Source organism: Flavobacterium soyae (assembly GCF_045348165.1).
In the GTDB taxonomy this organism is placed as follows: domain Bacteria; phylum Bacteroidota; class Bacteroidia; order Flavobacteriales; family Flavobacteriaceae; genus Flavobacterium; species Flavobacterium soyae.
The window spans coordinates 4,101,983-4,113,999 of sequence record NZ_CP150845.1; the positions used below are offsets into that span (position 1 = coordinate 4,101,983).

The following is a 12,017-nucleotide window of genomic DNA, read 5'->3' on the forward strand; positions in this document are numbered from 1 at the left end:
CCCAAATAGTGTCTAACTTTTTGGGGGCAGTTCAAAATAAGATTCGGCTTTTTTATCTTTTACGATTCGCAGCTGCTGCAGGTAACTAAACTTGTTACCAATTCTTTAGAAACACTTTGGCTTCTTTGGTAATACAAACTTTTTACGCCTAACTGCCAGGCTTCGATCATTAAACGGTTTACTTCCTTAATTGGCAGTTCGGCCGGAATATTAAGATTCAAACTTTGTCCCTGATCTACAAATTTCTGACGAATAGCTGCTTGCTGTATAATTTCAAGCTGACTGATTTCTTTAAACGTTTTAAAAACATCCTTTTCAATTTGAGAAAGCTGAGACATATGCTGAACACTTCCACCGTTCAGCATAATTTCTCTCCAGACTTCTTCATTATCCAAACCTTTATCTTCCAGTAATTTTTTAAGGTATTTGTTTTTACGCATAAAATTACCTTTACTCAAACCAGCCTTATAATAATTACTGCTAAAAGGTTCAATTCCCGGAGAAGTCTGTCCTAAAATTGCCGAAGACGAAGTTGTTGGTGCAATTGCCATCGTTGTGGTATTACGTCTTCCATAACCTTTTAACAATTCCGGTTCACCATAAATTCTGGCTAATTCCTGAGTAGCTTTATCCGCTTTATTACTTATATGTTTGAAAATTTCTGTCGTTTTCAATTTAGCTTCCATTCCTTCAAACGGAATCATATTTTTTTGCAGATAAGAATGCCATCCTAAAACGCCTAAACCTAATGCACGATGTCTTTTAGCAAATTTGTTCGCAGCAGAAAGATAATAGTTTCCTTCTGTTTTTTCGATGAATTCCTGTAATACGGCATCAAGGAAAAAGATGGCCAGTTTTACCGCTTCTGTATCTTTCCATTCTTCATAAAGCTCCAAATTCATTGACGATAAGCAGCAAATGAACGATTCGTCCTGAGTTGACGGAAGCATAATTTCACTGCATAAATTACTTGCGTTGATTCTTAGATTTTGATCTTTATAAACCTGCGGCTTGCTTTTATTTACATTATCACTAAAAAAGATATAAGGAAGCCCTTTTTGCTGGCGGCTTTCTAAAACTTTTGCCCAAATTTGTCTTTTATCATTGTCTCCGTCAATCATTTCCTGCATCCAGTAATCAGGAACACAAATTCCGGTAAACAAATTCTGGATTGGATTACCAATACTTTTAATTTTCAAAAACTCTTCAATATCCGGATGATCTATATCTAAATATGCAGCAAATGCACCGCGACGCACACCGCCCTGCGAAATCGTATCCATAGCCGTATCAAAAAGCCTCATGAAACTTACGGCTCCGCTGCTTTTTCCGTTATCCGTTACGGCACTTCCGCGCTCACGTAATTCCCCAAAATAACCCGATGTTCCACCGCCTATTTTAGTCTGCATGATAACTTCGCCCAGTTTATGTGTAATTCCTTCAATTTTATCTGGAACATGTACGTTAAAACAAGAAATAGGCAAACCTCTTTCGGTTCCCATATTAGCCCAAACCGGCGAGCTGATACTCATCCAGCCGCGTTCGATCATTTCTACAAAAGATTCTTTTAATTCCGGTTTATACAATCTTCTTGCAGCTGCAGTACAAATTCTGTCAATTGCACCTTCTACCGTTTCACCTTTTAAAAGATAACCGCGATTTAAAATTTGCTCACTTTCAGAGTTCTTCCACCACATTTTGGTTCCTGCTTCATTTTGCGGAAGATTATTTACTTCATTTGTATCTATTGTACTCATACTGTTTTTCTTTTAAAAAAGGTCGTTTGCCGTAATACTTTTATCATGTTTGGTATATTCTACAGGACGTTTTGCAAAGAAATCATCGAGACTGTTCGCAAAAACTTCTTCTTCAAACCAGGCCAAAGCTTTGTAATCTTCAATATTAACATTGAAAATTGTTGGAATACCAATTTGTTTTAAACTTTCGTCAATTCTGAATTTCATAAAATTAACCAAATCACCTTTTTTGATACTTTCGATTTCACCTTCTTCAAATATCCAGTCTAATATGTCTGATTCGACTGCAATAGAATCCTTAACCGTTTCTCTTACTAATTCTAAAGTATCAGCATCAAAATAATCCGGGAATTCTTCTCTGATTTTATTGATAATGTAAATTCCGCCATTAGCATGAATCTGTTCATCGATAGAAGTCCAGGCAATAATATTGCTTACATTTTTCATATAGCCTTTAAATCTTGTAAAAGAAAGCAGAATAGCAAACTGACTGAAAAGTGAAACATTTTCGATCAGGATACTAAACAAAATCAATGAAACCATATATTTACGGTTGTCCTGAGAGCGAGTATCTTTTAGAACATTTGAAAGATAATCTACACGTCTGCGAATAACAGGTACGTTAAGAAGTTTTTCAAATTCATCGTTATAACCTAATACTTCAAGAAGACGCGAATAGGCTTCAGAATGTCTGAATTCACACTCTGCAAAAGTGGTACCTAAACCATTAAATTCAGGTTTTGGAAAGTGTTCATAGATATTTCCCCAAAAGCTTTTTACAGCTACCTCAATCTGAGCAATTGCCAACAGACTGTTCTTTACAGCAGTTTTTTCTGCAGTTGTTAAATGAGCATGAAAATCCTGAGTATCAGCAGTAAAATCAACTTCTGTATGAACCCAATACGCTTTATTTATCGCTTCTGTAAATTGTAAAACCTCCGGGTATTCAAAAGGTTTATAATTGACTCTTTTATCAAATATAGACATATATATAGTATTTAACGGTGACTAAGTAAGAATAGAAAACTACAGGATTTGAGGTGGGAATTACTGCTTTTTCTATATATACAAAATTAACCCGCCATTCATCTTTTGTCTAGGTTTTGATGTTAAAAATCCGAGCAATTATCAACAGGGAAAAACTGGGTCGAAAACCATTAAAAAACAATTTATTAACAGGCACATAATTTTTCGTAGTTGCCCATATACCAGTTATTTAAACTGAATCTAAATAAAGTTGTCAACATAAAAAAAGAAAAAAAAACCAAAAAAGAAAAAACAGTTATCAACATACAAAGTTCAATTTTGGACTTTTTTGATCCAATTTTAAGCAAATGTAAACGTCAAATCTCGTCTTAAAAGAATCCGTTTTTAGTAAAAAAGAAAAACCGATTTTTAAAAATCGTTCTACTTACACAAATGCTAAATGTCTAATTTTTAGAATTTTAAATTTAAAAACAATAAAAAACATTAAACACTAATTAAACCAAAATATAAAACTGCAGTCTTACGGTTTTAAAAAATAGTTGTTCCATAAGAAGATAGCTGTCAATACAGGATTTAAATAAAAAAATCATTAGAATTAAATTTTTAAAAGCAATAAAACTTGCTATAAAAATATTAATCTTTACATTTGCTATTATTTTGATTTATTCTAAATAGACAATTGTCTCATCAATAATTTTTGGAACTAAAACTCCAATAAACAACATAACATAATATGAAAAAGAATCTTTTTATTTCTTTAGCATTTGCAGCAACTTTATTTGTTAGTGCACAGCAAAAAAATACACTTTTAGAACCGTCATTTTGGAAAACGTCCCCTAATGTTGAAACTGTTAAAGCAGAAATAGCAAAAGGAAACAATCCTGCTGAAACCAACATAAATGCTTTTGATGTTACTACACTGGCAATCAATAACGATGCTCCAAATGAAACTATCAAATTTTTAATTGACCAGCCCGGAAACTCAATTACTAAATTAACACACGATAATCGTATATATTTACACTGGGCCGCTTACAAAGGAAATACTGAATTGGTAGAATATTTAATTGGAAAAGGTTCTGATGTTAAGTTTGAAGACAGCCACGGTACAACTCCTGTAGATTTTGCAGCTTCAAACGGACAATCAAATCCTGCTTTGTATGATGCCTTTTTTAAAGCCGGAATCGACCCAAAGAAAAAATATGCAAACGGTGCTAACTTATTACTTTTGGCAATTCCTTCTGATAAAGATTTAAAAGCTGCTGAATATTTTACTTCAAAAGGATTATCACTTAAAGATGTAGACAATGACGGAAATACTGCTTTTACATATGCAGCAAGATCTGGAAACATTCCTTTCTTGAAAAAACTTCTTGAAAAAGGAATAAAACCAAATGATAATGCTCTTTTTACTGCAGCTCAGGGTAACCGTAGAGAAACTAATACAATTGAAACGTATAAATTTTTAGTTGAAGAAGTAAAACTGAAACCAACGGCACAAAATAAAGCCGGACAAAATGTATTGCACATTTTAGCAGGCAAACCAAATCAGGCTGAAATCGTTAAATATTTTTTAGGTAAAGGTACCGATGCTAATAAAGCTGATAAAGAAGGAAATACGCCTTTAATGGCAGCAGCTGCAGCCAAAGAAACTGCAGTTTTAGAAATTTTACTTCCTGCAGTAAAAAACATAAATACCCAAAACTTAAAAGGAGAATCGGCCTTGGCAAACGCAGTACGATCAGGAACTCCAGAAGCTGCGGCTTTACTTTTAGGCAAAGGTGCTGATGTAAATGTAAAAGACAAAGACGGAAATAATTTAGGAGTTTATCTGGTTCAATCATATAAACCAGCCGGAAAAGGAACTACTGCTGATCCTTTTGATGCTAAAGCAAAATTACTTCAGGACAAAGGATTAAACTTAGCAGCTGTACAAAAAGACGGAAACACTTTATATCATTTAGCAGTTACGAAAAATGATATCACACTTCTTAAAAAAATTACAGATTTAAAAGTAGATATAAATGCTAAAAATAAAGATGGTTTAACAGCTTTACACAGAGCTGCAATGGTTGCTAAAGATGATGCTGTCTTAAAATATCTTATTTCTGCAGGAGCAAAAAAAGACATCAACACTGAGTTTGACGAAACTGCTTATGCTTTAGCTAAAGAAAATGAACTGCTTACAAAAAACAACGTTTCAATTGATTTTTTAAAATAGCATTTTTTAAGTTATGAGTTTTGAGTTATAAGTTATGAGTTGTATACTACTTATAAATTATATCTTAACTTATAACCCCAAAACAAAACTCATAATTCACAACTCATAATTCACAATTAATTAAAATGAAATCTATACTTAAAATCGCTCTTATCTGCCTTGTTTCTTTTCAGTCAAATGCACAATCAAGCAAATACAAATGTATGCTGCAAATGGCAAATTATATGGGGGAAGGTGCATATATTGTGGTTTCGCTTATTAACCCGACTGGCGGATACGAAAAAACACTTTATGTAATGGGTGACGATAAAAAATGGTACAGCTCTTTGAAAGAATGGAATAAATTCCATGCCCAAAAAAAAGAAGACATCAGTGCCAAAACAGGTGCATCTGTTACTGGCGGCGATCGCAGCGTGACCACAATAGAAATTGAGGATTCAAAAATTAATAAAGGCTACAAATTGCGTTTTGAGTCTGCAGTTGAAGACCAGAAATATTATGTAAGTGATCTTGAAATTCCGCTTTCAACAGAAGGCCTTGCTGACAAAACAGACGGAAAAGGTTACATCAAATACGTAAGGCTAAACAAAATATAATTTTTGGTAATTATTTCTTAACCTCATTATAAGCATGAATATTATTTTTTCTGCTTAAACTTGAATCCAGGCTTTGTCAAAGTTTTAATTTTGGCAAAGCTTTAAACATTTTATTACATTTCTAGAATACACTAAATGACTCTTTCTTTTTGGCGTTACGCTCACTTGGCTTTGGCCTTATTTTCTTCGATATTTCTGCTTTTAGCATCTGTCACCGGAATTATTCTGGCAGTCGATGCAGTACAGGAAAAAACACTTCCGTATAAAGCAGCCAATTTTGATAAAATAACGCTGGGAGAAATACTGCCAATAGTAAAGAAAGAATACTCAGAAATTACAGAATTGAGTGTCGATTACAATCAATTTGTAACGCTTCAGGCAATTGATGCAGATGGAAATGATGTTAATGCTTACATTGACCCAAAAACCGGAAAAACATTAGGAAATCCTAAAAAAAAGAGCAAATTTATTCAATGGGTTACAAGTTTCCATCGTTCGCTGTTTCTTCATGAAACCGGACGTTTTTTTGTGGGCGTAATCTCTTTTTGTTTATTGTTGATTTCCATTTCGGGTTTTGTACTTGTTCTTAAAAGACAACGAGGAATTCGTAATTTCTTTTCGAAAATCATAAAAGAATATTTTGCTCAGTACTATCATGTGCTTTTAGGGCGTTTGGCTTTAATTCCAATTTTCATTATTGCACTTACGGGAACTTATTTATCGCTCGAAAGATTCAACTTTTTTATGGGTGAAGAAAAAGCAAAACCTGTAAAAACAGAACTTTCGGCGGAAGCCAAAAAAACTTCGGTCTTAAAAACTACACTTCTGTCTGACGTAAAAAAAATCGAATTTCCTTTTACCGATGATCCGGAAGAATATTATATCATTGAACTTAAAGATCGTGAAATAGAAGTAAATCAGGTTGATGGAACTTTGATTTCAGAAAAACGTTCGCCGCTTGCCGTTCAGTTATCTGCTTTAAGCCTTGACCTTCATACGGGAAGAATAAACGGAATTTGGGCGGTTATTTTAGCCATTGCCTGTATCAATATTCTTTTCTTTATTTATTCAGGCTTTGCAATTACTTTAAAAAGAAGATCAAGCCGAATTAAAAATAAATTCAAAGCCAATGAAAGCAAATATATTCTTTTAGTTGGTTCTGAAAACGGAAGTTCTTTTAGATTTGCCAATGCCATTTTGAAACAATTAATCGGTCACGGAAAAAAAGCTTTTATTGCGGAGTTAAATAGTTTTTCGGTTTACCCGAAAGCAGAGCATATTATTGTTTTTTCGTCAACACACGGTTTGGGAGACGCACCTTCTAACGGAACTAAATTTAAAACGCTTTTACAGAAACAAAATCAAGAACAAAAAATTAAATTCTCTGTCGTTGGTTTTGGTTCAAAATCATATCCTGATTTCTGTGGATTTGCAATTGAAATCGACCAGTTTTTGGAAACTCAAAGCTGGGCAGAACGTTTTTTAGATTTACAGACTGTTAATGATAAATCGGCAATAGAATTTGTAGAATGGATAAAATTATGGAGTGCCAAAGCTGAAATTCCGTTAGCCGCTACTCCATCTTTATACAATCACATTCCTAAAGGTTTGCAGAAATTAATGGTTTTAGATAAAACACCAATCTCTGATACCGAACATACTTTTATATTGACTTTATGCGCCAATAGCAGAGCAAAATTTGCATCAGGTGATTTACTTGCAATTTACCCTGCAAATGATTCCAGAGAACGCCTCTACTCGATTGGAAATCATTCAGGAAACGTACAATTGGTTGTAAAACTGCATCCAAACGGATTAGGATCAGGGTTTCTAAATAATTTAGAAATTGGAGATACAATCAAAGCCAGAATTATCAATAATAAAGCTTTTCATTTTCCAAATAAAGCACCAAAAATCGCTTTTATTTCAAACGGAACCGGAATTGCCCCCTTCTTAGGAATGATCGAACAAAATAAGACTAAGAAAGAAATACATTTATACAGCGGATTTAGAATGGAAACACCAACACTTCAGGCTTATAAAAAGTTTGCAGGGATAATGATTCAAAAAGAACATTTGGATAATTTTCATGTAGCTTTATCGCGCGAAGCTGAACATATTTATGTAATGGATTTGATAAAAAGAGATACTGCTTTTTTTATTGATTTATTGAAACAAGGCGGCGTTATTATGATTTGCGGATCTCTTACGATGCAAAAAGATGTTGAAACAATTCTCGATGAATTGTGTTTGGCAAACGGAAATAAAACACTATTAGATTATAAAAATAACGGGCAGTTATTAACTGATTGCTATTAAACATTTGAGTTATTATTAAACACATAGAAACATAGATTTAAAGCTGAAGAAAAGAGATTGAAAAAAAATCAAGATTTTCACACATAGCTATTATGTTTGTCGCTTAAAAAGTTTCACGCAGATTCTGCAGATTTGAGCAGATTAAATAAAAAATCTGCGTTTATCAGCTTAAATCTTTTTAAAATCTGCGTGAAATACCCGTTAAGCTATGTTTGTTGAAACAAGTGAAACGTATTTATACATAAAAGAAAAACTATAGTCCCAAAGCTTCGGGATGTGTTTAAAAATTATAGATTATTAATATAAGCTTATGAATTTATTTCTAAATAAAGTTTTATGTGTTTTTGCAATTAGCTGTTGTTTATCAGCGCATTCGCAAATATTACGAAAAAGAACGACTTTGCTTATGGGAGGTCGTTTTGATATTAGTATTGTAGCTAAAGACTCTTTAACTGCAGAACAAAATATCAATGAAGTAATTACAGAAATTACGCGAATTGAAAATTTAATATCCGATTGGAAACCAGATTCACAAGTTTCACAAGTAAATCAAAATGCTGGAGTTAAACCCATAAAAGTCGATCGCGAAGTTTTTGAACTTACACAAAGAGCCATAAAATTTTCTGAAATAACAAACGGCAGTTTTGACGTTAGTTTTGCCGCAATGGACAGAATCTGGAAATTTGACGGATCAATGACCGAAATGCCTTCGGCGGAAGCCATAAAAAAATCGGTTGAAAAAGTGGGCTATAAAAATATTATTCTGGACAGCGTTGAATCGACAATCTTCCTAAAATTAAAAGGAATGAAAATTGGTTTTGGCGCTCTTGGCGAAGGCTACGCAACCGATAAATGCCGAGCGATGATGATCGCAAAAGGTATTCAAGCCGGAATTATAAACGGTTCGGGAGATATGAGCATCTGGGGAAAACAACCCAACGGGCAGCCCTGGAAAATAGGAATTACAAATCCGTTTAAACCTGAAAAAGTTTTAGCCGTTGTACCTTTAAATCAAGGTGCGGTAACAACATCCGGCAGTTATGAAAAATTTGTTGTTTTTAACGGAAAACGATATTCACACATTATAAATCCCGCAACCGGATATCCCGCAACTGGTTTATGCAGCGTGACAGTCTTTGGTCCCAATGCCGAAACTGCAAACGGATTAAGTACTTCATTAATGGTTTTAGGACAAAAGGAAGGTTTGCTCCTGCTCCAAAAATTCCCTGAATACAGCTGCGTAATGATTACAGATAATGGAAAAGTAATCAAGTCTAAGAATTTTGCTTATAAGTTATGAGTTATGAGTTAAGCTTTTATGTTTTTAATCTCGCAATCCCGATAGCCATCGGGAGCTAAGTCGCAAAGTTTTAATTGCCTCCAGCTTTAGCTGGAGGATTTATAAAGTCATATAAAAGGCTTTAGCCGAACTCTACATTTTGGCTAAAGCCTTTTATTATTGCAATTTGTTACCTCCAGCTAAAGCTGGAGGCAATTGAAAATTCTCTTTTAATACTTATCCTTTAGAAAATACTTTGCGACTTAGCGTCTTTGTAGCAAAAAAATACCCAAACCTTAAATTAACTTATATAACTTATATGGTTCAAAAAAAACTTTGCGGCTCTGCGACTTTGCGAGAAACCATTTACTGCACTTTAATCTCAATTACTGAAGTTTGTAAACCAGCCGTAGAAGCCTTCAACTGAATTTTTTCTTTCTTCCCGTTCGATTGAATAATTGCAATACATTTTCCGCTGAAAAGCTTGCAGGAATTCGCTTTAAAAGAATCCAAATTAGCCTGATAACCATTATCAACTCCAACTAATTTTCCTCCGCCTGTAACTTCAAAATTGATTAAATCCATTGCGTTTGGCACTAAATTTCCATCTTTATCAGTCATAGAAACTGTTACGTAAACCAAATCGTAAGTATCATTTTTAATTGTTGTTTTATCGGCTTGCAAGTCTAGTTTTGAAGCTTCTCCTGCTGTGCGGATCTCTTTCTCTAAAACTACTTTTCCGTTCTTTCTAGAAACAGCTTTTAATGTTCCAGGCTCAAATTTCACTCTCCAAGAAATATGCAAATCATCATTTTGTTTTGCTTTTTTTCCTAAAGATTTTCCATTTAAGAATAATTCTACTTCATCAGCATTATTATAATACGCCCAAACTTCTACTTCCTGATCTTTTTTCCAGTTCCAATGCGGTAAAATATGCAGAACCGTTTTATTCGACCACTCGCTTTGGTACATATAATACACATCTTTAGGAAGTCCAGCTAAATCAACAATTCCGAAATACGAGCTTCTTGCAGGAAACGGATACGGATCTGGCTCTCCGATATAATCAAAACCTGTCCAGATAAAAGTTCCTGCCATGAAATCCTGACTTTTGATCGTTTTCCAGTTTTCTTCGTGCGTTGCTCCCCAATACGATTTCACCTGATCATAAGCCGAAACCGTCCAATCGGCATTTCCATCAAACGCAGCGCCGTGTTTGGTTGGCCAGGCTTTAATTCCGTCAGGAAAATCATAATGTCCACGCGTTTCTAAAGCCGAAACACTTTCTGAAGCCAATATTTTCTGTCCTTTAAATTTCGTTGGAAAATCTTTATAATCTTCGTGTTTGTAATTAAATCCCAAAAGATCTAAAGCACCAGATTGGTAAATAAAGTTTTTCTCAATTACATTTTCTGTCAAAGCCGAAGTTACTGGACGTGTCGTGTCTAAGGATTTTACAATTTTAGCCAATTCTCTGGTAATCGAAATTCCAGTCGAATCAAACTGTTCTCTAATTTCATTACCAATACTCCACATCATAACCGATGGATGATTGCGATCTCTTTTAATAAAATCTTCTAAATCCTGTTTGTGCCAAGCATCCCAATCTTTATGGTAATCGTTGGTTACTTTTTTCTTTTTCCAAACATCAAAAGCTTCATCCTGAACAATAAATCCCATTTCGTCACACAATTGCATCATTTCCAAAGAATGTGGATTATGAGACATTCTGATAGCGTTGGCTCCCATTTCTTTCATCAAAGTCAGTTTTCTTCTAACCGCATGAATGTTTTCGACCGCTCCCAAAGCACCATTATCGTGATGCAGACAAACGCCGTAAATTTTAGTTGGAACTCCGTTTAAAGAAAATCCTTTCTCCGAATCAAAATTGAAATATCTAAATCCAAGAGGCGTTTCGTAATTATCAACCAATTTCGATTTCTCATACAATTTTGTAATAACTTTATATAAATACGGATTCTCTGTACTCCATAATTTTAGCTGTTTTACTTCTAAATCATGAACCGTTTTTTCTGATGTTTTAGCACCAATTTTTTCTGTCGAAGTATAATTCGCAACTTCTTTATTCTCAGAATTTACGACCGAAGTAACCAGCTTAAATTCTTTAGCAGAAGTATTATCATTATCAATCGTAACTTCTAAATGTATTTTTGATTTTTCTGCTGAAACTTCTGGCGTTGTTACAAAAGTTCCCCACTTACCTACATGCAGTTTTTCACTGGCAACCAAACGTACATTTCTGTAAATTCCAGAACCCGTGTACCATCTGGAATTGGGTTGTGCATCGTTATCTACTTTTACAGCAATCGTATTTGATTTTCCAAAGTTTAAATATTGCGTCAAGTCATATCCAAAAGAAATATATCCGTTTGGACGAATTCCTAATGATTTTCCATTAATGAAAACTTCGCTGTTTTTAAAAACACCATCAAATTCAATTGAAACCGTTTTGTTTTTCCAATTTGCAGGAATAGTAAAAACTTTGCGGTACCAGCCTTTTCCAGCGGGTAAAAATCCTTGTGCTTGCTTGGTTTTCGCATCTTTATCAAAAGCTCCTTCAATACTCCAATCATGTGGCAATTGAAGTACTCTCCAATCTGACACATTATAATTAGCATTGACTGCTTCAGGATAATCTCCCAATTTGAAGTTCCATTTTTTATTAAAATCCTCGACAATTCTGGCTTGTTTCTGTGCAAAAATGGATACCGAAAACAATAAGGCAATTGTAATTTTTTGAAATATGTTTTTATGTTTTATCATAAATATGTTTTTATTCTAATCGTTTTTTTGACACCATTTTGTCAGGCTGAGCGAAGTCGGAGCCCACACAAACT

7 protein-coding genes are annotated in these 12,017 nt (G+C 34.1%); 4 read left to right on the top strand and 3 right to left on the bottom strand.

Translation table 11 applies throughout. The features are described from left to right. Positions 1-59 precede the first annotated feature (59 nt). Together AABD74_RS17530 and AABD74_RS17535 are read right to left on the bottom strand one after the other, a co-directional pair. Positions 60-1,757, bottom strand: a complete 1,698-nt coding sequence (locus AABD74_RS17530) for a ribonucleoside-diphosphate reductase subunit alpha (protein ID WP_406843732.1) — start codon at positions 1,755-1,757, stop codon at positions 60-62. A gap of 12 nt (positions 1,758-1,769) precedes the next feature. Next, complete coding sequence (locus AABD74_RS17535) at positions 1,770-2,744, bottom strand: ribonucleotide-diphosphate reductase subunit beta (protein WP_232682434.1); 975 nt, start codon at positions 2,742-2,744, stop codon at positions 1,770-1,772. Positions 2,745-3,477: 733 nt separating this feature from the next. Between AABD74_RS17535 and AABD74_RS17540 the strand changes: the two genes are divergently transcribed. The 4 genes from AABD74_RS17540 (at position 3,478) to AABD74_RS17555 (ending at position 9,180) form a co-directional block, all read left to right on the top strand. Beyond that, positions 3,478-4,965 (top strand): ankyrin repeat domain-containing protein, encoded by a 1,488-nt coding sequence (locus AABD74_RS17540; protein WP_406843733.1) that lies wholly within the window; start codon positions 3,478-3,480, stop codon positions 4,963-4,965. Positions 4,966-5,090: 125 nt separating this feature from the next. After that, positions 5,091-5,561 (top strand): DUF2271 domain-containing protein, encoded by a 471-nt coding sequence (locus tag AABD74_RS17545; RefSeq protein WP_232682432.1) that lies wholly within the window; start codon positions 5,091-5,093, stop codon positions 5,559-5,561. Positions 5,562-5,696: 135 nt separating this feature from the next. Then, positions 5,697-7,880, top strand: coding sequence for a PepSY domain-containing protein (locus tag AABD74_RS17550; protein WP_406843734.1), 2,184 nt, complete (start codon positions 5,697-5,699; stop codon positions 7,878-7,880). 310 nt (positions 7,881-8,190) lie between these two features. Beyond that, positions 8,191-9,180: an FAD:protein FMN transferase gene (locus AABD74_RS17555; RefSeq protein ID WP_406843735.1), complete on the top strand. Its 990-nt coding sequence runs from the start codon at positions 8,191-8,193 to the stop codon at positions 9,178-9,180. Between the two features lie 345 nt (positions 9,181-9,525). On the opposite strand, the gene AABD74_RS17560 is transcribed toward AABD74_RS17555, so the two are convergent. After that, complete coding sequence (locus tag AABD74_RS17560) at positions 9,526-11,943, bottom strand: sugar-binding domain-containing protein (protein ID WP_406843736.1); 2,418 nt, start codon at positions 11,941-11,943, stop codon at positions 9,526-9,528. Positions 11,944-12,017 lie beyond the last annotated feature (74 nt).

Bases quoted from the DNA above. Each gene is read 5' to 3' on its own strand.
- AABD74_RS17530 (WP_406843732.1), bottom strand. From the start codon at position 1,757: ATGAGTACAATAGATACAAATGAAGTAAATAATCTTCCGCAAAATGAA.
- AABD74_RS17540 (WP_406843733.1), top strand. From the start codon at position 3,478: ATGAAAAAGAATCTTTTTATTTCTTTAGCATTTGCAGCAACTTTATTT.
- AABD74_RS17545 (WP_232682432.1), top strand. From the start codon at position 5,091: ATGAAATCTATACTTAAAATCGCTCTTATCTGCCTTGTTTCTTTTCAG.
- AABD74_RS17560 (WP_406843736.1), bottom strand. From the start codon at position 11,943: ATGATAAAACATAAAAACATATTTCAAAAAATTACAATTGCCTTATTG.
- AABD74_RS17555 (WP_406843735.1), top strand. From the start codon at position 8,191: ATGAATTTATTTCTAAATAAAGTTTTATGTGTTTTTGCAATTAGCTGT.
- AABD74_RS17550 (WP_406843734.1), top strand. From the start codon at position 5,697: ATGACTCTTTCTTTTTGGCGTTACGCTCACTTGGCTTTGGCCTTATTT.
- AABD74_RS17535 (WP_232682434.1), bottom strand. From the start codon at position 2,744: ATGTCTATATTTGATAAAAGAGTCAATTATAAACCTTTTGAATACCCG.